The 21434-nt window shown below is 55.8% G+C and carries 19 protein-coding genes; 7 read left to right on the top strand and 12 right to left on the bottom strand.

The features are described from left to right. Positions 1–29: 29 nt before the first annotated feature. The 4 genes from V6575_RS18690 to V6575_RS18675 all read right to left on the bottom strand — a co-directional run bounded on the left by V6575_RS18690 (position 30) and on the right by V6575_RS18675 (position 3912). Positions 30–1103 (bottom strand): Ldh family oxidoreductase, encoded by a 1074-nt coding sequence (locus V6575_RS18690; protein ID WP_340276490.1) that lies wholly within the window; start codon positions 1101–1103, stop codon positions 30–32. Beyond that, on the bottom strand, positions 1058–1945 hold the full coding sequence (locus tag V6575_RS18685; RefSeq protein WP_340276489.1) for an alpha/beta hydrolase: 888 nt from the start codon (positions 1943–1945) through the stop codon (positions 1058–1060). Before V6575_RS18685 ends, V6575_RS18690 begins: the two co-directional genes overlap by 46 nt. Before the next feature lie 78 nt (positions 1946–2023). Then, positions 2024–2929, bottom strand: coding sequence for a VOC family protein (locus tag V6575_RS18680; protein WP_340276487.1), 906 nt, complete (start codon positions 2927–2929; stop codon positions 2024–2026). A 155-nt stretch (positions 2930–3084) separates the two neighbouring features. Then, complete coding sequence (locus V6575_RS18675; protein ID WP_340276484.1) at positions 3085–3912, bottom strand: fumarylacetoacetate hydrolase family protein; 828 nt, start codon at positions 3910–3912, stop codon at positions 3085–3087. Between the two features lie 233 nt (positions 3913–4145). Here V6575_RS18675 and V6575_RS18670 point away from each other — a divergent pair, with 233 nt between their 5' ends. Further along, positions 4146–4844: an FCD domain-containing protein gene (locus V6575_RS18670; protein WP_340276545.1), complete on the top strand. Its 699-nt coding sequence runs from the start codon at positions 4146–4148 to the stop codon at positions 4842–4844. On the opposite strand, the gene V6575_RS18665 is transcribed toward V6575_RS18670, so the two are convergent. Continuing rightward, a complete protein-coding gene (locus tag V6575_RS18665) occupies positions 4841–6412 on the bottom strand; it encodes a trimethylamine methyltransferase family protein (protein WP_340276483.1) in 1572 nt (523 codons plus the stop codon). The genes V6575_RS18670 and V6575_RS18665 overlap by 4 nt on opposite strands. A 326-nt stretch (positions 6413–6738) precedes the next feature. Between V6575_RS18665 and V6575_RS18660 the strand changes: the two genes are divergently transcribed. From V6575_RS18660 to V6575_RS18645, 4 genes are all read left to right on the top strand, one after another. Next, positions 6739–9300, top strand: coding sequence for a GcvT family protein (locus V6575_RS18660; protein WP_340276482.1), 2562 nt, complete (start codon positions 6739–6741; stop codon positions 9298–9300). A gap of 77 nt (positions 9301–9377) precedes the next feature. Then, entirely contained in the window at positions 9378–10382 is a 1005-nt protein-coding gene (bmt, locus tag V6575_RS18655) for a betaine--homocysteine S-methyltransferase (protein ID WP_340276480.1), read from the top strand. A 180-nt stretch (positions 10383–10562) separates the two neighbouring features. Continuing rightward, positions 10563–11798 carry an APC family permease gene (locus tag V6575_RS18650; protein ID WP_340276478.1) on the top strand — a complete coding sequence of 412 codons (1236 nt, stop codon included), beginning with the start codon at positions 10563–10565 and terminating at the stop codon, positions 11796–11798. A gap of 198 nt (positions 11799–11996) precedes the next feature. Then, positions 11997–12719, top strand: coding sequence for a DUF1194 domain-containing protein (locus V6575_RS18645; protein ID WP_340276477.1), 723 nt, complete (start codon positions 11997–11999; stop codon positions 12717–12719). 62 nt (positions 12720–12781) lie between these two features. On the opposite strand, the gene V6575_RS18640 is transcribed toward V6575_RS18645, so the two are convergent. From V6575_RS18640 to V6575_RS18610, 7 genes are all read right to left on the bottom strand, one after another. Then, positions 12782–14809 carry an ASKHA domain-containing protein gene (locus V6575_RS18640; protein ID WP_340276475.1) on the bottom strand — a complete coding sequence of 676 codons (2028 nt, stop codon included), beginning with the start codon at positions 14807–14809 and terminating at the stop codon, positions 12782–12784. 6 nt (positions 14810–14815) lie between these two features. Then, positions 14816–15169, bottom strand: coding sequence for a hypothetical protein (locus V6575_RS18635; protein ID WP_340276474.1), 354 nt, complete (start codon positions 15167–15169; stop codon positions 14816–14818). Between the two features lie 11 nt (positions 15170–15180). Next, complete coding sequence (locus tag V6575_RS18630; RefSeq protein WP_340276472.1) at positions 15181–16143, bottom strand: methyltetrahydrofolate cobalamin methyltransferase; 963 nt, start codon at positions 16141–16143, stop codon at positions 15181–15183. Then, complete coding sequence (locus tag V6575_RS18625) at positions 16140–17042, bottom strand: methylenetetrahydrofolate reductase (protein WP_340276470.1); 903 nt, start codon at positions 17040–17042, stop codon at positions 16140–16142. Before V6575_RS18625 ends, V6575_RS18630 begins: the two co-directional genes overlap by 4 nt. Then, positions 17039–17350 (bottom strand): virulence factor, encoded by a 312-nt coding sequence (locus V6575_RS18620; protein ID WP_340276468.1) that lies wholly within the window; start codon positions 17348–17350, stop codon positions 17039–17041. The genes V6575_RS18625 and V6575_RS18620 overlap by 4 nt, the downstream gene beginning before the upstream one ends. 9 nt (positions 17351–17359) lie before the next feature. Next, entirely contained in the window at positions 17360–17956 is a 597-nt protein-coding gene (locus tag V6575_RS18615; RefSeq protein WP_340276543.1) for a DUF1638 domain-containing protein, read from the bottom strand. A 106-nt stretch (positions 17957–18062) separates the two neighbouring features. Further along, positions 18063–18764, bottom strand: coding sequence for a corrinoid protein (locus V6575_RS18610; protein ID WP_340276467.1), 702 nt, complete (start codon positions 18762–18764; stop codon positions 18063–18065). 344 nt (positions 18765–19108) lie between these two features. Between V6575_RS18610 and V6575_RS18605 the strand changes: the two genes are divergently transcribed. Next, on the top strand, positions 19109–20344 hold the full coding sequence (locus V6575_RS18605; RefSeq protein ID WP_340276466.1) for an aromatic ring-hydroxylating oxygenase subunit alpha: 1236 nt from the start codon (positions 19109–19111) through the stop codon (positions 20342–20344). Between the two features lie 4 nt (positions 20345–20348). Continuing rightward, positions 20349–21425 carry an FAD-binding oxidoreductase gene (locus V6575_RS18600; RefSeq protein WP_340276465.1) on the top strand — a complete coding sequence of 359 codons (1077 nt, stop codon included), beginning with the start codon at positions 20349–20351 and terminating at the stop codon, positions 21423–21425. Positions 21426–21434: the final 9 nt, after the last annotated feature.

Here is a 21434-nt window from a genome sequence, read left to right as displayed (position 1 = left end):
GCTTCTGCAATCTCTCCGGGCTGCTCGCTTCAAGCCGTATAAACAGCAGGCGCCTCCACGCCGAACCGTTCAGCCAATGTAGACAGTCGTTTTAGCGTGCCCTCGGCCACTGGAATGCCGCTCTCGTTGCGCGCTTCCGACAATAGAAAACCACGTTCTCCCGGCATCAGGATTGCGTCGGTTCCCTCTGCTTTTGGCAGGCTCTTGATACTCGCGGCCAAAGTGGCGATCTGATCGGCAAAGCTATCCGGATTGGAAAACGCACTGATATTCAAGGCCATGGCAACTCCATTCATGGAGCCACCTTGTCCGGACAAAGCCTTCGATATAACCGGGTTGCCAATAAGGACGCTTGAGAGCACCTCGATCATCAACGACAACCCAGAGCCCTTGGGGCCTCCAAGTGGCGTTACAGTCGCGACCTTTTGTGGATCGGTCACCGGGGTCCCATTTGCATCAATGCCCCAGCCTTCCGGGATCTGTTTGCCAGCGTCTTTTGCAAACATGATTTTGCCCAGAGCAACTGTTGATGTCGACATATCCAGGAGCAAAGGTCGACCAGAAGACGGTGCACCAATGGAAATCGGATTTGTCGATACGCCTGAGACCCGTGCCCCATGGTAGGCCATTAATGGGCCCGATGCAGTCATGACAATACCGACATAGCCTCTCATCGCGGCCTGCAATGCATAATATCCAACAGCCCCGGCGTGGGTGATGTTTTGCGCAGAACACCAGCCAATGCTGAACTGGGAGGCAAGATCAATTGCCTCATCCATGGCAGCCGTCATTGAGAACGCTCCCGGTGCATTCATTGCGTCAAGAACGGCAACAGAACCGCTGCGCTTTTCAATAACCGGGATGGCGGATGGATCGATTTTGCCCAGCTCAACCATTTCAATGTACCTGGGAATGCGAAGCACACCGTGGGAATCGGCTCCGCGTGCATTGGCCCAGACAAGTATGTCGGCAGTCTTCTCCGCATGAACCTGTGCGAAGCCGCCAGCCGTGAGCAAGGCCGCCGCATAGGATTTCAGATCCGCGGCACGCAAGGTGCTCATGACGCGTTCTTCAAGGGCGATGGGAAGAACTTGTTCAGCCATGCCTGAACCAGAGCCCGTGTATGGGGTGCATCTTCTTCCGAAAGCGGGAAGTGAGACATTCCAGTGGGGATCATGAGTTCAGCATTGGCACCAGCTTTTTCAAACAGGCGCATCGATTGTTCCATCGGTGTGATTTCATCGCCTGCTGTGTGAAACAGCAACAAGGGGCGCGGTGCGATGTCGGCCACCACATCGTCAGCACGGAAGTTATACATGCTGCTCGCCGTCTCTACCGGAACTTCAAATTGGGCCTTTGGCGACAGATTATATCGAAGTCTTTCTGGGATTGGCACCACATCAAACCGAGACACCCACATGCTTTCGCCTGTTTCTGCCTTTTGCTTGCGCCCGTCTTCCAGGATTTTGGTGAACTTGGCCCAAGCCTCCGGTGTAGGGTGCTGGCCACGGAACTTGCGCTCGCCATCTCCCCAACCGCAGAACGACATCACACAGGCGATCCGTTCATCAATGCCGCCTGCAAAGATTGCAACCGCAGCGCCAAAACTATGACCTGTGACACCAATTCTGTCTGGATCGACTTCCTCACGCTGGGCAATGAATGTCAAAGCATTTTTCGTGTCTGCGACCTGATCAAAACACCGAACTTCGCCGCGCGCGCCTTCACTTTCACCGCAGCCCCTGAAATCGATGCGAAAGACGCAATAGCCCATCTCCTCGATCATCCGGGCCACCAGCTCGACATGAGATTTGTCTTTCGTTCCAACAAACCCGTGAAGGACGATGAAGGTTGGCAGCTTCTGGCCAGGCTTACGCCCTTCCGGGACATGCAAAACGCCCGACAGTTTCAGGCCATCCGACATGAATGAAAGAGGATATTCCATGCGATTGTAATCTCCGTGTAGAAAATTGGTTTCCGGCACAACGGTCAAAAATTGACCTTAAAGCGCCCGGCAATGGCATCAGGCAGCCGGTTTGGCCCAAGGAAATTTATGAGCGAGCCAAGGGGCGGGTGCCGGTGTGCCCCATACGTTCATCACACGCACGTTTTCAGGGCGGGTCAGCGCGGTGATCACATTCGGCTCATATCTGTCATCGTCATGGATCATTGCCATGCCGCCGGCGACTTCGACCATCGCACCACAGGTGTCAACGTAATAGGCATAAGTGTTGTCACCGGGACGATGACGGCCAGGTCCCCAGGCGAACTCCTTGCCGATCATATCTAGCTTGTCGCCAAGGTGGCAGTAGTTAGCGAACTCTGCGAATTCAAACGAGTAATGATGCAAACCTGTTTCGCCGCGAACGATTCCGACGCAATGATGCAGACGATTGGCACCACGCATCCAGCTCAGGCTGTCGTCCACCATGCGCTCGGAGAGCTTGAGGCCCATGATATGTTCAAATTGCGCCCGCGTTTCAGTTGGTTCAGGCGATGTCAAATTGACATGATCCATACGCAGTGCACCAACTCCAAGCGCGTTATTGCGCCGACCGTAGGTCTTGTCAGCAATCGGCGTGTGCACTTCGATTGTATGCCCCTGAGGGGTGACGAATACCATTCCGCCTGTACAGCAATCTAGTGTTGGTTCTTGGGAAGCCAGACGACATCCGGCGGCTTCCACGCGGCTGGTCGCCTCTTTCACCGCATCTGCGGACAAGGCATCAAATCCGATTGAGCGAACCGAGTTTTCATCAGCTCGGTGCAGCACCAACTCAGCCTGACGCCCGCTTGAAGACAGCCAGACCGTTTCGTCTGTGGCACGGGTAACGTGCAGGCCGAGAATATCCGTCGATTCTTTCACCAAGGCATCGACATCGGTCACATTCAACTGCACATGTCCGATCGAATTAACCAGATAACTCATTTGGCACTCCCACCAAGTTTTTCATCACTGAAACATTAATTAGCACACGGCTTTCAACATTTCAATTATTTTCGAATATTTTTATTTAATAGAAAAAATGTACATGTTTCGCGTTCGCTCCGAACCTCGTACGCGCTTGTAATGAGTGGATGTATCTACTCTTCCACGCTCACCGAATTGGACAGAGTTCCGATGCCGTCAATATCGATTTCGACCAGATCCCCGGCGCTCAAGAATTCCTGAGGTCGGCGTGTAGCACCAAAGCCGGTGCATGTTCCCGTCACGATGACATCACCTGGCTCAAGAGGGGTGAATGTCGAAATATAGCTTATCAGATAAGGGATATCGAAAATCATCCGCGATGTGTCTGTGCGCTGTTTTTCAATGCCGTTGACACGGGTGACCAGCGACAAGGGCCCCTCAGGCATCGCATCAGCACTCACCATCCATGGGCCGAAAGCACCTGTTCCGACAAAATTCTTGCCCGGTGTGAACTGGTGACTGTGTCGCTGCCAATCACGCACGCTGCCGTCGTTGTAAATCGAATAGCCGCAAACCGATTCCATGGCGCGCGCCTGTGAAATGTGACGCCCACCCTGTCCGATAATCACGGCCAGCTCACCCTCGTAATCAAGCTTTTCTGACGAACTGGGGCGTATCAGCGGCGCGCCATGCCCAATCTGGGACTCTGCAAGCCTTAAAAACAAAACCGGATATTCCGGCGCTTTGGAACGATCACTATCAGCTTCAAAATAGTTCAGCGCCGCCATGACGATCTTTGATGGGTTAGGGATAACCGGTGCCAAAGTCACGCTATCCAGCGAAATGTTTGTCGAAAGATTTTTAAGGCGATCAACGTCTGGAAAGCCGGCTGCGATAAAGGACTTCAGATTTTCAGCCACCATCCCCAGATCCAAAATCTCGTCTTCTCGCAAAATCCCCCACGAGGACTGACCATTTTTCTCGAAAGATACAAACTTCATTCAAAACACCTCATTTATTCGAAAATATTATTATCGTCGAATATATCTCTTTGAAAGAAATTTATGCTATATTTGTCTTGATCCGGCATAACTGTCGGGAATTGGCGGAAACCAGCAAGGGTAAGGGCGAAAATACTTTTGCAAAATCTGCTGTTGATTGGTAATCGGCAATAAAGTGGCTAACACGGGCGGCAAGTGGCGACCGGTAGTCGAGCAAACGAACGGAATAGACCCTGACCAGCAAGCTAGAAAAATCTGGACGGAAAGACCAATCCAAGCTGGAAACATCTGGTGGGCGCGATGTTGTTGAACGTCTGAGATCGGATATCGTCAGCAGCGTTTATGAGCCCGAAACCCGCCTCAAGTTTGCAGATCTGACCAAACGATATGATGTCGGCATCGGGACTTTGCGCGAGGGGCTGTCACAGCTTGTATCAGAAGGCTTTGTCACGCTTGAGGCTGGTAAAGGCTTCACAGTTGCTCCTGTTTCACGCGAAGAACTCATTGAAATTACAGCGCATTTTATCGAGCTGGAAAAGCGTGCCATTGCTGATTCAATCGCGCATGGCGATGATGATTGGGAAAGCCAGGTTGTAGCTGCGCACCACCGTCTGAGCATCATTGAAAAACTGCCATGGTCGGAGAGAATGGAGCGCCATACGGATTGGGTTAAGCGGCACCGTGATTTTCACGAATCCATTGTGGCAGCTTGCCAAGGTAAGTGGTTGTTCCGGCTGCGATCATTGATGTTCGACCAATTGGATAGATACCGCTTCCTGACCAAGATGGCCCCGCAAGGTCTGGGGGCTCGGAAATTTGAAGAGCATCAACGGATCATGGATGCAGCACTGGCCCGTGATACCGATTTGGCGGTTAAACTGATAGAAGATCATATCAGCGACACATCCGACCGTGTCGTAACACTGCTCTAGACATTGCTGTCCGGGAAGGATTCCTTCCGCTTGGTCATGAAGGCGAGCAAGGCTTCATCAATGGCAGGGTCTAGCTCGGGACCTGTATATTCGCGCAATTGGTCTTTCCAGATTATGTTTGCCCTCCGGGCAGCATCATACGCTCCGTCTGCAAGCCATTGCTCATAGGAATTGTTGTCCGCAATGGCTGAGCGGTAAAAAGCGCTCTCGAAATTGCGCTGTGTGTGTTCAGCGCCCAGGAAATGACCGCCGGGTCCGACTTCTTCAAAAGCATCCATCGCCATGGCCTCGTCTGACAGGTCTATTCCCTTGGCCAGAACATGCATCATGCCGAGTTGATCCGCATCCAGAATGAACTTCTCATAAGACGAGCAAAGTCCGCCTTCGAGCCAACCGGCAGCATGCAGGCAGAAATTGACGCCAGCTTGGACTGTCGCTGTGATCGTATGGGTCGATTCTTGCGCAGACTGCGCATCGGGAACCTTGGATGCGGTGAAAGATCCGCCCGACCGAAATGGCAGGCCAACACGGCGGGCGAGTTTAGCCGCACCATTGAGCAGGAGCGTACCTTCCGGGCTACCGAAGGTCGGCGCGCCTGATTGCATCGAAATCGAACTGACGAAAGCGCCGAACACGACCGGTGCGCCAGGGCGCAGGAGCTGCGTCAGCGCGCATCCGGCCAAAGCCTCTGCCAGAACCTGCGAGAGGGTGCCCGCAACGGTCACCGGGCTCATGGCACCTGCCAGAATGAACGGTGAGACGATGCAGGCCTGATTGGCTCGTGCGTAGACCTTCAGCGCGCCAAGCATAGTGCCATCGAAGACCAAAGGCGAATTTGCATTGATCAACTGGATCATGACGCAGTTCTGATCGACGAAATCTTCGCCAAATACAATGCGCGCCATGGCGACCGAATCTTCTGCCCGTTCCGGAGCGGTAACTGAGCCCATGAACGGTTTGTCGGAATATTTGATGTGGCTGTAGACCATATCGAAATGGCGCTTGTTTACCGGCAGATCTACCGGTTCGCAGACGGTCCCGCCCGAATGATGCAGATAGGGCGAGAGATAGGTCAGCTTTACGAAGTTCCGGAAATCCTCGATGGTGCCATAGCGTCGTCCCTGGTCCAGATCGGTGACAAAGGGCGGGCCATAGACCGGCGCAAAGACAGTGTTATTGCCGCCTATTTCAACGCTACGGGCACGATTGCGCGCATGCTGGGTAAATTGGGCAGGGGCTGTCTTCACCAGCTCCTGCAACATGCCCTTTGGAAAGCGCACTCGCTCCCCGTCAACCGATGCGCCAGCAGCCTTCCAGATTTCCAGAACTTCCGGATCATCCCGGAACTCAAGGCCGATTTCTGCCAGCAGACGATCTGTCTGTGCCTCGATCTTCTCGCAACCTTCGTCGCTGAGGTAGTCGAGCGTTGGAATGTTGCGGCTCAGATAGGGGGCGTGAACAACTCCCGAGCCTGACTGTCTACGTTCGCGCCTTGCGGACCGGCCTCTTCGCCCAGATGGAGGAGGGCCGGGAGGAGGAGGCGTTCCGGAAAGGCTATTGTCGGTCATGGCTTCAACATCCTTGGCACTGCGATTTGCAGAGGGACTTCGCGCATTTCTTTCAGTCTTCATCCTGCTACCGCCTACCGCCAAGTCCCGGTCTTGATGCGTCGTTGTGTGCTCCAAAAACGGCATCTGAGGCTGTGGCTTTGTAGACACCATCGAAGGCATGGCGGCTTGAGAACAGCGCGTGTCGGTCCGGGGCAAATTCCGAAACGCTGGCCTGCCTAACCTGAGCCTCAAATGGAGGCCTGTTGATTTGCCATTTGCATGGGCAAGGCAGCAGGCGCGCGGCGTTGACACTTCGCTCTAGGGCGATTGAAAAGGAATGAACAATGTCAGCATTTCCTGACAAAGCAAAAATCGTCATCGTCGGTCTGGGCGGGATTGTTGGCGCTTCGGTGGCACATCACCTGATCGAGCGCGGCTGGGACGACATTGTTGGCATCGACAAATCCGGCATTCCCACGGACATCGGGTCCACGGCGCACGCCTCAGATTTCTGCTACACGACCAGCCACGATTACCTGTCTGTCTGGACCACGCAATATTCCATCGATTTCTTCGACAAGATGGGTCACTACGCCCGCGTTGGCGGCTTGGAAGTCGCGCGCACCGGCGATGATGCCTGGATGGAAGAGCTGAAGCGCAAGGTGACTTCCGGCAAGGCCTTCGGTACGAATGTGCATCTGGTCAGTCCCGCTGAGATCAAAGAGAAATTCCCGCTGATCGAGGAAGATCAGGTGCAGGGTGGCATGTTCGATCCGGACGCTGGTCTGGTCATTCCGCGCTCGCAAACGGTCGCCGGTAAGCTTGTGGACGCTGGCGAGAAAACCGGCAAGCTGAAATCATTCGCTAACACGCCGGCCAAATCGCTTCTGGTCGAGAACGGCCGCATCACCGGTGTTGTCACCCATCGCGGGACGATCCTGGCCGATCATGTCATCGTTTGCGCTGGGCTCTGGGGGCGTCTGATCGCTGATATGGTTGGCGAGGATCTGCCCGTTATGCCGGTCGATCACCCGCTGACGTTCTTTGGCCCCTACAACGAATTTGAAGGCACCGGAAAGGACATCGGCTATCCGCTGCTGCGCGATCAGGGCAATTCGGCCTATATGCGTGATACCGGCGATCCGAAGACCAGCGAAGGCGGTCAGATCGAGTGGGGGTATTATGAAACGACCAACCCACGTATGTGTCACCCGCGCGACCTTCAGGAAAAAGAGCAGGCCCGCTTGTCGCCCTCCCAGCGTGACCTGGAGATTGAGCAGGTGATCGAGCCTTTGGAGCGGGCCATGGAACTCACCCCGATCCTTGGCGAGCTCGGCTACAACGAAGGTCATTCCTTCAACGGATTGCTGCAGGTGTCTGCCGGTGGCGGTCCTTCCTGTGGTGAAAGCCAGAAGGTGCGTGGCCTTTGGTATTGTGTCGCAATCTGGGTCAAGGATGGCCCGGGTTACGGCAAGCTGATTGCCGACTGGATCACCGATGGCCGCACCGAAATCGACCACGCCTCGATTGATTATTCACGCTTCTACCAGCACCAGCTGAGCGAGAAATACATCGAAGACCGCTGTTATGAGGCAGCACAGAAAATCTACTTTCCGGCGATCCACAGCCGCGAGCCCTATGCGTCCAGCCGAGGCGTCAAACGTTCGCCCTTTTATGAGCGCGAGGTTGAGCTTGGCGGCTACTTTATGGAACTGGGCGGCTGGGAGCGGGCTCACGGCTATGCAGCCAATGAACATCTGCTGGAAAAATACGGCGACAGGGTACCCGTTCGGGAAAACGAGTGGGACAGCCGCCACTTCTGGCGCGTGTCCAACGCTGAACATCTGGCGCTGAGCGAAGATTGCGGCCTGATCAATCTGTCGCATTTCTATATGTTCGACGTTGAAGGCCCGGATCATGTCGCGTTGATGGAATATTTGTGCGCGGCAAAAATTGGCGGCGACACCAATATCGGCAAGGGAATCTACACCCACTTCCTCGATGACGAGGGCATGGTTCGTGCCGATCTGACCGTGATCCGCATGGCTGACCGCTGCCGCATCATCGATGGTGCCGACGCCGGTCCGCGCGATTACCATTATGTCAAGCGTATGGCCGAGGACAAAGGCTTCGATGTCACCGTCACTGATGTGAATGAGAAATACACGACCATTGGCATCTGGGGCCCGAACGCCCGCGAAAACCTGAAAAAGGTGGTGTCTGATCCAGCTCAGCTCGATCCGGAGAATTTCCCCTTTGCGAGTATCCGACAGATCGAGATCGCTGGCAAGGCGGTCACCGCGCTTCGGCTGTCTTATGTTGGGGAGCAGGGCTGGGAACTGCATATGAAATATGAGGATGGGCTGGCTGTCTGGGATGCTCTGCGTGCAGTCGGCGTCATGGCCGTTGGCGTTGAAACCTATGCCAACTCGCGCCGCCTTGAAAAAAGCCTCCGCCTGCAGAATGCTGACCTTTTGACCCAGTACAATCTGCTTGAGGCAAATCTGGCCCGGCCAAAGGTCAAGGAAGCCGACTTCCGCGGCAAGGCCAAACATGTGGAGTACAAGGCCCGCGAGCAACAGCCTGCCATGCTATGCACATTGGTGATGCTTGAGAACAAGGATGCCAGCGGCGTGCAGCGATTCCCTGTTGGGCCCATGCCGGTTATGGATCCGGACACCGGCAACACACTGGTCGATAGCCTAGGTCGTATCTCCTACACGACCTCCGTCGCTTACGGTCCAACCATCGGCAAGAACATCGCGCTGGCTTACTTGCCGCAAGATTATTGTCAGGTGGGCCGCAAGCTGGATGTCGAATATTTCGTGGAAACCTATCCTGTCGAAGTGGCAGCTGTCGGCTACAACCCGCTCTATGATTCGGAGAATTTGAAGCCAAGGTCCTGATCGCGTGAAGCCACGGCGGCTATATTCTACGCGGTTATCTCACGCACGCAGATGACCGGAGCAACAGGATTGAGAACGTGAGCAAACTTGAGGAATTCTTGACTGAAAAGGGCATTCTGCTTGCCGATGGTGCAACGGGCACGACCTTGTTCGGCATGGGGCTGCAGTCCGGCGATGCACCAGAGCTCTGGAATGTCGATGAACCGGACAAGATCCGGGCGATGCACGAGGGATTTCTCGATGCGGGTGCAGACATCATCCTGACCAACACTTTTGGCGGCAACCGCCATCGCCTCAAACTGAGCAAGGATGAACACCGGGTTCGCGAGTTGAACAGGGCTGGCGTTGATCTGGCTCGGGAGGCTGCTGACGCCTGTGGCCGAGATGTTCTTGTTGCTGGATCCATAGGCCCCACCGGCGAGCTGTTTCAGCCATTGGGCGCGCTCACCTATGAAGAGGCCGTTGAGGCCTTTGCCGAGCAGATGGATGCCTTGATCGAGGCGGGGGCCGACATTCTCTGGGTCGAGACAATGTCTGCAAGCGAGGAAATGAAAGCGGCTAGCGAGGCGGCCAAGGGCAGGGACGTGCCGTTGGTCATCACCGCAAGCTTTGACACAGCGGGACGCACCATGATGGGCCTGCCGCCAAAGGGGCTGAATGACCTGCGTTCGGAGTTTGCCTGCACTCCGGTCGCCATCGGGTCCAACTGTGGCGTTGGGGCATCGGACCTTCTGGCCGCGATTCTGGAGATCACGGCTGCTGATCCTGAGGCGATTGTGGTAGCGAAAGGCAACTGCGGCATTCCCCAGATCAAGGGCAAGGACCTGATCTATTCGGGAACACCGGAGCTGATGGCCGACTACGCAAGGCTGGCAATTGATGCCGGAGCCCGGATTGTCGGTGGCTGTTGCGGCACATCTGCCGCCCATCTGTCTGCCATGCGCGGCGCTCTGGACAGCCACGCGAGAGAGGATCGGCCCTCCTTGGACGATGTTGTCTCCCGCATCGGCCCCCTGATCTCGCCACTGAACAAGGCTGCCGAGGCTGGGGGCGGTGCCCGCAAGAACCGCAGGCGGGGTTAAGAGCAAGTCCCATTGAACTGGGGTTGTGGTGTGATTGACTTTCGGCGGTGAACGAGCCGATAGAACTGCCGTGTACCTCTGATATCGAGCGGAGAATCACCATTTTTCTTGAGCTAAGTGTTTCAACTTAGATGAATTTTTTCCTAGGAGAACGCTTGGCGTTCTGCCTAAATACACGCCATGAGAGAATTAGAACCCACATCACCCGCAAAGCTTAGGCGCGTTCTGTCTCTGCCGTTGCTTGTTTGTTATGGCGTCGGCGTGACTGTCGGGGCTGGAATCTTTGCCCTGATCGGTGAGATCCTGCGTCTGGCTGGCGATCATGCGCCGCTTTCTTTTTTACTAGCCGGGCTTATCGCGGGGGTGACCGGTGTGTCCTATGCGGTTCTGGTGCGCCGGTTTCCTCGTGCTGGCGGCGAGGCTGTGTTTGTAAACCGCGGAATGGGGTTGTTATGGGGCCGGATCACAGGCTACGGCATTACGGCAACGGGCATCATTTCCAGCTCTGTGATCGCACTTGCCTTCGTAGGTTATGTTCAGTCCTTGCTCCCCATTCCCAAGGAGATTCTGCTGATTGGCATCATCGGTATGCTGGCGGGGTTGGCATGCCGAGGTGTGAAGGAAAGTGTCTATTTTGCCGCTCTGGTAACCCTGATCGAGGTCGGCACCTTGATGATCGTAATTGCCTTTGGTGTGCCGCTATTTTCTGACATGACACTGGTTGCCTCTGCCTTCGTGCCAGATGTGGATACAGTCGTTCTCGCCGGGGTTCTCTCGGGCAGCGTGATCGCGTTTTTCGCTTTCATTGGCTTTGAGGACATCGAGAACATGGCCGAGGAGACAATCAACCCTGAGTGGACAGCGCCCAGGGCGATTTTCTGGACCTTGGGGATCACGGTCCTGATCTATGTGCTGTTGTCGTTGACGGCGGTGCTTGCGCCGGATCGAAATGCCATCACAGGATCTTCCGCGCCTCTGGCTGTGTTGTTCGAGCAGATCACGGGACTGCCTGGAAAACCGGTAGCCGCTGCGGCTGCAATTGCCATGGTCAACGGTATTTTGGTGCAGATCGTCATGGCAAGCCGCGTGCTCTACGGCATGGCAGGGGAGGGGCTTGCGCCGCAATGGTTCGCAAAGGTCAGCCCGACCCGCCACACACCGACCCGCGCGACGCTTACCGTGACGTGTTTGATCCTGGCGCTGGCTTTGTTTTTCTCGCTTGTACGTCTGGCAGCGCTGACAAGCCTTGTCACCTTATGCGTCTTTGCCTTGGTCAATCTGTCTCTCTTTAGACTGGGCAGTCAGCCGGGCGAAGAGACACTAGCTAGATACCGCTGGTGGGGTCTCTTCGGCATGATCATCTGCCTCGGCATTGCTGGGTTCCAGGTTTTCACTGGGATTATTGGAGCGCATTGAACCTGAACAAGGTCAGCCGTTGGCAGGAATATCTGACCAAAAGGTGATATTGGCTCAACCATAAAGAGCCTATGTCGATGAGCGCACTTCATATAGTCTGTTGCCATGAGACACGCTGGAACCAGGCAGCCGTTCATCGGTGCGCTATTGATAGCCATTTCATTTTGCCTACCCCTTAGGGCGCAGGAAAGGGTCGATGTGGCTCTTGTGCTTGCAGTCGATGTGTCCCGCTCCATGTCCTATGAAGAACTTCGCATCCAGCGTCAGGGATATGTTGCTGCGATCTCCAGCCCGGAGGTCTTGCGAGCCATAGGCCAGGGTGCCTATGGCAAGATTGCGGTGACCTTTTTCGAGTGGGCGGGAAATTATCATGCCAGAGAAATCATTGGCTGGACGCTGATCGGAAGTGCGGCAGATGCTGAAAGTGTCGCCAGCAAGCTTCTGGAAGGGGCCAGTCAGGGCGCGCGGCGCACCTCGATATCTGGCGCCATTGATCGCGCCAGCAGTCTGTTCGAAACTCTGCCGTTTCTCGCAGACCGTCACGTCATCGATATTTCCGGCGATGGGCCGAACAATCAAGGTGGTCCTGTTTCGGAGGCGCGCGACAAGGCTCTTGCCAAGGGTGTTGCTATCAACGGCCTTCCACTGATGACACGTGGCGGTTTTGGTTCCCGGTTCAACATCGACGATCTGGATGAGTATTATAGGCGTTGTGTCACCGGCGGTCCAGGTAGCTTTGTCATCCCGGTGAATGACTGGGCCCAGTTCCCGGAAGCGGTGAGACGCAAGCTGGTGCTTGAGATTGGAAACGTTCGGATGCAGCCTAAAATCTGGCGAGCCCAACTGCTTTTTTCAAAGCCCTATGACTGTCTGATCGGTGAAAAGATCTGGCAGCAACGCCAGTGGCAGTTCGACAATTAAGATCCATGACAGGGTGCATGCATGTTTGCTTTGCCTGAAACACCCGTTACATGGCTGCGGACTTATGCACTCCGCCTGCGTCGTCCGCTGCGGCCTCGCTCAGACCCGGATGGTTCTTTGCGATCTGGCAGCGATATAGCGGCTCTTAAGTTTTCGAATGCATCGACTTTGTTCGGCAGGGCCATGGCATTGACGAAATGCTCCTGGAACTTTGGCTCCAGAGCGGTTTCGATCTTCTCGATGGTACAGACCGTGGTCTCGACCGCGCGGCGATGGTCTGTATTCAGCAGCGCCATCCGTGCGCCGGTGCCTGCCGCGTTGCCAACGCCCGCCACGCCGCCCAACGGGCAATCAGGCAGCAGTCCAAGCACCAACGCATATTGCGGATCAATATAGCTGCCGAAAGCGCCCGCAAGCCGAATCCGGTCAATGTGTGTGGTGCCTAGCTTGTCTTGCAGCAGCTTGATGCCTGCATAGAGCGCGGCCTTGGCAAGCTGAATCGCGCGGATGTCCGTCTGCAGGATCGAGATTTCCAAGCCCTCTGACGCAATGATGTAGGAAAATGTTCGTCCATTTGCGACAATGCGGGAAGTGCGTGCCGTCATCTCCCCATCGATCACGCCGTCCTCGGTGATCAGCCCGCAGAGGAACATTTCCGCCACCACTTCGATGATGCCAGACCCGCAAATGCCGGTGACGCCGACCTGATCGATCTTGTCGGCGAACCCCTCTTCATCGGACCATTCATCCAGGCCGATGACCTTGAAACGCGGCTCGAGAGTGTCCCGGTCAATCCGGATTCGTTCAATAGCACCAGGTGCGGCCCGCTGACCCGAGGATATCTCAGCCCCTTCGAAAGCCGGACCGGTCGGTGAACTTGCTGCCAGCAGCCGGTCCTTGTTGCCCAGAACAATCTCGGCATTGGTACCCACATCAACCAGCAAGGTGATGTCTTGGCTGTTGGCTGGTGCTTCAGCAAGTGCTGCTGCTGCTGCATCAGAGCCCACATGTCCGGCGATACAGGGTAACATGTAAACGCGCGCGCCGGGGTTAAGCTCCAGATCAAGATCACGGGCTTTCAGCGACATTGAATCGGAGACAGCCAGTGCAAACGGTGCGCCGCCCAGCTCCACCGGATCAATGCCGAGGAACAGATGATGCATCACCGGATTGCCAACAAAAGTAGCGTCCAGAACATCCGCCCGGTCTGCGCCAACATCGCTAACCAGCTTGCCAATCAACGCATTGATGGCCTCGCGCACGCAGCGCGTCAGATCGGGAAGTTTGGACGGGTTCATCTGCACATAGGACACCCGAGACATCAGATCTTCACCAAAGCGGATCTGCGGGTTGGAGGTCCCTGCTGATGACACAGTGCGCCCGGTCTGCAAATCGCAAAGATGAGCTGCGATGGTGGTGGAGCCAATGTCTACGGCAAGTCCATAGATGCTGGTTTTCTCGACCGGCCACAGTGCGATGATTTCCGGTATCGTGCCATTGTCCCGGTAGACGGCGGCCGTCGTGGTCCATTGCCCTTTGCGCAGGATCGCCTGCACTCGCGGCAGGAGGGCAGGGTCCATCGTCACGAATGACAGGTCGAGGCTTGTCGCCACTGCATCGCGCAAACGATCTGCGTCGCCGTGCGGCGTTTCCATGGAGGGTTCGGTCAAGGTGACCGTCGTCAGCGAAACAGCAGTTTTTGGCGTGATGCTTCGGGCTTCAGCGCGCTTGCGCACCACTTGCCGGTTGGTTTGAGCTTCCGTTGGCACATCGACAACGAGATTGCCCAGTATTGTTGCCTGACACGACAGGCGTCGATCACCGGGCAACTTGCGCAAGGACCGGTATCGGCTTTCCGCTTCGCTCTCCCCATCCAGATGATCTGCAGCGCTGGTCAGATTTTCCTTGGCAAAGCTGCCCTCCGAGACTGAAATCTGACAGCGCCCGCAAATGCCACGCCCGCCGCAGACGGATTCAACATAGACTCCGAGTGAGCGGGCCGCATCCAGCAGAGGCGTGCCGATTGGGAATGTGCCCCGTCTTCCGCTGGGTTGGAATACGACTTTCGCTGTTTGCGGGGCCTCACTCATGGTCAGTCAGCCCTTGTCTGAGGCCAGGCGGTCGGAATTGGACCTTACCCGTTCGGCATAAGGGCTTATGAAAGCCTCGGCGGCTTTCTCGCCGGTGATCGCTGCCGATACGGGAGTGCGTCCGCAAGCGATGGCTGTCATCGCTGCGGCGGTTCCCTCAATCATGACCTTGTTGAAGGCCTGCGTGCTTTCCGTTGTGGCGGCGGCTTTCTCAGAGAACATCTTGTTGATCTCCGTATCGTCCTGGGACTGTCCTGTTAAAAATGCTGTTGCCATCGCCTGTGATCTCGCTGCGATGACCAGTGGCGCGTGAAACCAGAGGCTCGCGAAATCGCGTGCCAGGGTGTTCGTTCGGCCCATAAAATATTCCTTTAGCTTGCGCTCTGGCGCCGGCGACCTTCTCGGCCGCCTCTGCGTCGCCCCGTTTCCCCTTTCGTCATGTCCGGGGAAGCCGCTGCGTTCGACCCTGATATGGGTATGTGATCTCTATAGGCCATAATCCAGTCTTGGCAATTAGGATCGTGCCCTGTCAGGACATTGGCAGCCCGTACCATTTCCATCTCCTGCAGACGGCAGGGGTTCATGATGGCACTGGTCATGCCGGATGCTATCACCATGGGAATGAACGCCGCGTTTATGCCATGGCGGTGTGGCAGGCCGAAGGAGACATTGGAAAGGCCGCAGGTCGTGTTGACCTTCAGCTCCTCCTTGAGGCGCCTGAGCAGCTTGAAGACCTGATCTCCTGCTGTCCCCATGGCGCCAATCGGCATCACAAGCGGATCAACAACAATGTCATGGGCCGGAATGCCGAAGTCGGCAGCGCGCTGAACGATCTTCTTCGCCACTTCAAACCGCACATCCGGATCTTCGGAAATGCCGGTCTCATCATTTGAGATCGCCACCACCGGCACGTTGTACTTCTTGATCAGGGGTAGGATCGCTTCGAGTTTTTCCTCCTCGCCTGTCACCGAGTTTACCAAAGGTCGCCCTTTGGCCACTTGAAGTCCTGCTTCAATGGCGGCCGTCACTGATGAATCAATAGACAAGGGAATGTCCACAAGCCCTTGAACAAGTTCAAGAGTTTTGACCAGAAGCGGTGGCTCAGTTTCATTCGGATTAACCGCAGTCACGCCTGCGTTGATGTCCAGCATGGTTGCGCCAGCGGCGACCTGTGCCAGGGCATCGGCGGTGACCGTGTCGAAGTTTCCGGCCAACATTTCGGCAGCCAGTTTCTTGCGGCCGGTCGGGTTAATCCTCTCGCCAATGACACAGAATGGCTGATCAAAACCGATCACTATCTCCCGGATGGCTGAAGCAACGACTGTGCGCGTCATTGAGCGATCTCCTGAGACTGTGAGGTGTCGGGCTGATTGAACGTCCAACTGCCCCGAGCAGCCAACCATTCGGATGTCTTGGCGATGCCGCCGAACGGATAGACATGGATCTGTGAAAGCTCTGCATCTGGTTCACGGAGCAGGCGGGCCTCCAGCGGCTGGACCATACAGTCCGGGTCATAGCCTGCCAGCATGGACACCACAGACCCGCCGCGTTTCTTCAGGAACTTCAGCGAGTTCTGAACGCCGGCAAAGGCGGCATATTTTACGAGAGTTGCCATTTTCGCCGGGCCTGCGATGCCTACGTGAACCGGGAACTGGTTGCCCCAGGCAGTCAGTTGATCAAGCCAGAGGTTCAGGCGCACCGGATCAAAGCCGAATTGAGTCACGATGTGAAAGGCCGCGTCGCTGCCTTCGGCAAGCTCATGCTTGCGCATCAGGAAGGATCGCAGGGCCTCTGGCGAAATCTCTGGTGCACCGTCTGGATGACCGGCAACGCCGATGGTTCGTATGCCCAACTGATCGAACAGGCCGGTTTCCAGTAACATCACAGAGGACGTGAGGGGACCGCTTGTCTCCGCCTCTCCAGCGATCGCCAGAACATCGCGAACACCAGCCTCCAAGGCGAGCCGCTTGATCCGTGTTTCGAAGGCTTCAAGGCTTGGATAGCGCCGCGCTGCCATATGCGGCACAGCCGTGAAACCGCGATCTGCCAAACGGCTTGCTGCGGAAACGATCTGGTTTTCGGGGGCATTGCCAAGATCTGTGACGTAAACGCGTGTGCCAGCCGGAATGAGGTTCAGAAGCTCAGGCTTTTCCATCACCTGGTGCGGTGACATCTCTGTCGAGGCAGGCAGTGGCGTAGAGGCGCTGGGCGGGGGACGTGTGATCTCGTTCATGGCCGCTCTCCCGCCACCTGGCCAGCATGAGACACAAGCTCCCTGATTTTGTCCTTTGGATAAGCCGAGACGATGGCCTCCAAGGCATGATCTGCCTCCTGCTCCAGATCGTCGGAAACATCCACCGCTGCTGAACGTCGCCACTCGGCCAAATAGGCTTCGCTGTCCTTGGCTCCGACACTCATGGCGCAGGCATCAATGGCCTGCATGAACATGGGAGGTAGTTCTCTACGGGCTGCTTTGCGACCCTTTTTGATCAAGATTTGAGCCGGTATATCGCGCCAGTAAACGATGATCTTTTGTGCCATCTCCGGGTCCTAAAGCCTTGCCTGATTGCGTGTCGGTGCTTTGGGTGCCAGAAATTCACCAAGAAGACCGTATCCGGTACGTCTGATTTCCAGCGGTAAGCCAAGCCTATCCGCTGCCTTTTGTGCTGCTATTTCAAGCGCTGGATTATCTGTTTGCGCCAGATAAAGCACGCGCGTGTAGTGAGAAAAGTACATGTCTCGCAGTTCTGGCGCTCTGTGTAAGCCCAATGGCTCGATGACCATGGTCTGGAAATGTCTGGCGAGAAAATCCGTCAGATAAAATGTGCCGAGTTGAGTTTCTTCCAGAGCGTCGAATGTCTTCAGACCAGTGAAAAACGCATAACAATGTGCCCCATCAATCCGCCGCGCGCCGGTCTCCTCCAGCACCTTGTCTAAAAGCCGGCCGGTGCCGCAGTCTGCATAGGCAACAAGAATGTCATCATAATGGGGCCGATTTTCGATCACGGCAGCACGCACCGCGCCCGGAATTTTCTCCGGCGTGTTGTGCAACTGGGCAGGCAGGCAAGTCAGTTCGATATGATCCAGCTGATTGGCGTGGCAGATTGCAAGCACCTCGCGGGCCAGGGCTCCGCAGGCAATGACCAAAACGGTCTTTGCATGTCCAGCCTTGCCGTATCGTTCTGCAGCCGTTTTCTGAAGCGCTGGGAAAGAAGAGCCGGGTCCTGACACTTTCTCTTCCCTGAACATGACCTCAGCCCTTTCCGGCCAGCTGGTTGTGCCTGCGGGCAATCAGATCCTTAGCCATGTCCACCGCCACAGCGGCATCGCGGCAATAGCCATCGGCCCCAACCGCTATGCCGAATTCCTCGTTGAGCGGTGCGCCGCCGACCAGAACGATGTAATCATCGCGCAAGCCTTTTTCGCTCATCGTGTCGATCACGACTTTCATATAAGGCATGGTGGTTGTCAGAAGGGCTGACATGCCCAGAATGTCAGGCTGGTGCTCTTCAAGGGCGGCGAGATAATTCTCGACCGGATTGTTGATGCCGATGTCTATGACTTCAAAGCCAGCCCCTTCCATCATCATGGAGACGAGGTTCTTGCCAATGTCGTGGATGTCGCCCTTGACCGTGCCAATCACCATCTTGCCGACCTTCGGCGCGCCGGTCTCTGCCAGCAGAGGGCGCAGGATGCTCATGCCGGCCTTCATGGCATTGGCCGACAGCAGGACCTCGGGGACGAACAAAATGCCATCGCGAAAATCAATGCCGACGATCCGCATCCCTTCGACCAGAGCCTTGGTCAGAACATCGTAGGGTGTCCAGCCTCGCTTCAGCAGAATGTTGACAGCCTCGCGTATTTCCTCGCCGAGACCGTCGTAAAGATCATCATGCATCTGCTCGACCAGTTCGTTGTCGGGCAACGTGGCAAGATCAATGTCTTCATCGGACATGGCAGCTCCAATCCATGACTGAACAGCTCTGATATTCACAATGAGTCCATGTGCCTCACAGAGGTATCCCCAATGCGACACACCAAGTCCCGCGTACGACAAAAATAGAGCCGAACTGGTTGGGAAACACCCGACAAATGAAGGCGTTTGGAGGATGCTGACGGGGTGGTGTCTGAAACCGACGTTTCGGTGTCGGATTTGTTGCGCAGAGCCGCATGAAGTTGGTGCTATGCACAAATCAGCAGCGGCGTTCTAGCAAGGCTGCGACCTGTGTTTGACTGGCGACCTCGCGCGCTTGTTCTCGAGAAAATCTGGCCAAATAGGCGGCCTTCGGAGAGTTGCACATGTTGACCGATCAACAGAGGCAGGAACTGCTGAAACGACACCGGCCGGGCCATGGTCTGGAACAGGCGTTCTACACAGATCCTGACATTTTCCAGTTTGATCTTGAGACTGTCTTTTACCGTGAATGGTTATTTGCCATTGCTGTGTGCGAGCTGCCCAAGGCGGGTAATTATGTGACCCACAGGATCGGCGATTACGGTGTGATCCTGGTGCGTGGCGCAGATGACGAAATTCGTGCGTTTCACAACACCTGCCGTCATCGTGGGTCTATCCTGTGCAAGGCCGCCAAAGGCAGCGCACCGAAACTCGTCTGCCCCTATCACCAGTGGACCTACGAGCTGGATGGCAGTTTGATGTGGGCAAAGGACATGGGAGATGATTTTGATCCCTCCCTGCATGGGCTGAAGCAGGTCGCTTGCCGCCAGCTGGAAGGCTTAATCTATATCTGCCTGTCCGAGACCCCGCCAGACTTTGATGCATTTGCGGAAGTGACCAAACCTTATCTGGTGCCGCACCACCTGCATGATGCCAAAGTGGCCTTTGAAAGCTCGATCATTGAGAATGGTAACTGGAAGCTGGTTTGGGAAAACAACCGTGAGTGCTACCACTGCGGTGGTAATCATCCTGCCCTTTGCCGGACGTATTCCGATGATCCGTCCGTTTCAGGGATCGGGGAGGGCGGCGTCATTTCGCCCTATGTTCAGGCGCATTTCGACCGGTGTGAAGCCAAGGGATTGCCGTCCCAGTTTCATCTGTCCGACGACGGTCAGTACCGGCTGGCCCGCATGCCGCTACTGGAAGGGGCAACCAGCTTCACCATGGACGGAAAATTTGCGGTCACTCCCTGGCTTGGCCGTGTGACTTTGCCTGATGCAGGCGCGCTAATGAAATTCCATTATCCGACGACCTGGAACCACTTCTTGCCCGATCATGCGGTCATCTTTCGTGTGACGCCCATTTCGCCGACGCAAACCGAAGTGACGACCAAATGGCTCGTTCACAAAGATGCAGAGGAGGGGCGGGATTACGACCTGCAGCGGCTGACCGAGGTCTGGCTGACCACCAATGACGAGGATCGCCGCGTGGTCGAAGACAATCAGACTGGTATCAAGTCGCCCGCCTATGAGCCTGGTCCTTATTCGCGGACACAGGAATCTGGCGTGCTCCAGTTTGTCGACTGGTATCTTGACGCTCTGCGCGCTTCGGTCACGCCGCAGATCATGGCTGCGGAGTGATGTGATGAGCGATGCTTCGCCAATTCAGGGCACAGCCGTGTGGACGGACGATGAACTGCTGGAATGCGTGTCCATCATTCCCGAAATACCGAACACCAAGACGATTTCATTCCGCGCGCCCTCCGGTGCCTTGTTCGACTATCTGACGGGGCAGTTTCTGACCCTGGAAATCCCGGTGCCTGGCGGTCCGCTGCACCGTACTTATACGATTTCTTCATCGCCCTCCCGGCCGCGCTCGATATCGGTGACAGTCAAGGCTCAGGATAACTCCATCGGTACCAGGTGGATGTTGGACAATCTTGAGCCGGGCATGAAGGTCAAGGCTATTGGGCCCGCTGGCCTCTTTTCCATGGTTCACCATCCGGCCGACAAGTACCTGTTCATTTCAGCAGGGTCAGGCATCACGCCGATGATGTCCATGACCACATGGTTGTTCGATCTTGGCACAGAGCCTGACATCGTTTTCATCAATTGTGCGCGCCGTCCGTCTGAAATTATCTTCCGTGAACGACTGGAGCATATGGCCAGCCGGGTGCCGGGCATCGATCTGAAGTTCGTGGTCAATGGTCCGGATCGTTACCGTCCCTGGACCGGCTACCAGGGCCATTTCAATCAGCTTATGCTGGGTCTGATGGCACCAGACTATTTGGACCGTGAAGTGTTTTGCTGCGGGCCTGAGCCCTTCATGCAGTCTGTGCGTGATGCATTGCAGGGGCTTGGGTTCGATATGGATCGCTACCATCAGGAAAGCTTCCACGCGCCCGGATCCGTGGCGACTGAGCAGCCGGAAGCAGATGATGTCGTGCCTGACGAAGATACGGGCGCGGAAATCCGCTTTGCCCGGTCAAATGTCACAGCGAAATGTATTGAGACCGATACTGTGCTGGCAACGGCTAGAGCCTCTGGCCTCAACATACCCTCGGGCTGCACATTTGGTGTTTGCGGGACTTGCAAGATCAAGAAGCGCAAGGGCGAGGTTCACATGGTCCATAACGGTGGCATCTCCGAAGACGACATCGCCAATGGCTATATTCTCGCCTGCTGTTCACATCCCATCGGGAAGGTTGAAGTTGAAGTGTAACGAGGATGA

Source organism: Roseibium algae (assembly GCF_037783265.1).
GTDB lineage: Bacteria > Pseudomonadota > Alphaproteobacteria > Rhizobiales > Stappiaceae > Roseibium > Roseibium algae.
This window is presented reverse-complemented; position numbering and strand designations above follow the sequence as displayed.

What these genes read in the sequence shown, in the direction of transcription:
- V6575_RS18610 (WP_340276467.1), bottom strand. Translation starts at nt 18,764, where the DNA reads ATGTCCGATGAAGACATTGATCTTGCCACGTTGCCCGACAACGAACTG.
- V6575_RS18660 (WP_340276482.1), top strand. Translation starts at nt 6,739, where the DNA reads ATGTCAGCATTTCCTGACAAAGCAAAAATCGTCATCGTCGGTCTGGGC.
- V6575_RS18665 (WP_340276483.1), bottom strand. Translation starts at nt 6,412, where the DNA reads ATGACCGACAATAGCCTTTCCGGAACGCCTCCTCCTCCCGGCCCTCCT.
- V6575_RS18690 (WP_340276490.1), bottom strand. Translation starts at nt 1,103, where the DNA reads ATGGCTGAACAAGTTCTTCCCATCGCCCTTGAAGAACGCGTCATGAGC.
- V6575_RS18600 (WP_340276465.1), top strand. Translation starts at nt 20,349, where the DNA reads ATGAGCGATGCTTCGCCAATTCAGGGCACAGCCGTGTGGACGGACGAT.
- V6575_RS18675 (WP_340276484.1), bottom strand. Translation starts at nt 3,912, where the DNA reads ATGAAGTTTGTATCTTTCGAGAAAAATGGTCAGTCCTCGTGGGGGATT.
- V6575_RS18650 (WP_340276478.1), top strand. Translation starts at nt 10,563, where the DNA reads ATGAGAGAATTAGAACCCACATCACCCGCAAAGCTTAGGCGCGTTCTG.
- V6575_RS18625 (WP_340276470.1), bottom strand. Translation starts at nt 17,042, where the DNA reads ATGAACGAGATCACACGTCCCCCGCCCAGCGCCTCTACGCCACTGCCT.
- V6575_RS18685 (WP_340276489.1), bottom strand. Translation starts at nt 1,945, where the DNA reads ATGGAATATCCTCTTTCATTCATGTCGGATGGCCTGAAACTGTCGGGC.
- V6575_RS18640 (WP_340276475.1), bottom strand. Translation starts at nt 14,809, where the DNA reads ATGAGTGAGGCCCCGCAAACAGCGAAAGTCGTATTCCAACCCAGCGGA.
- V6575_RS18605 (WP_340276466.1), top strand. Translation starts at nt 19,109, where the DNA reads ATGTTGACCGATCAACAGAGGCAGGAACTGCTGAAACGACACCGGCCG.
- V6575_RS18680 (WP_340276487.1), bottom strand. Translation starts at nt 2,929, where the DNA reads ATGAGTTATCTGGTTAATTCGATCGGACATGTGCAGTTGAATGTGACC.
- V6575_RS18635 (WP_340276474.1), bottom strand. Translation starts at nt 15,169, where the DNA reads ATGGGCCGAACGAACACCCTGGCACGCGATTTCGCGAGCCTCTGGTTT.
- V6575_RS18620 (WP_340276468.1), bottom strand. Translation starts at nt 17,350, where the DNA reads ATGGCACAAAAGATCATCGTTTACTGGCGCGATATACCGGCTCAAATC.
- V6575_RS18630 (WP_340276472.1), bottom strand. Translation starts at nt 16,143, where the DNA reads ATGACGCGCACAGTCGTTGCTTCAGCCATCCGGGAGATAGTGATCGGT.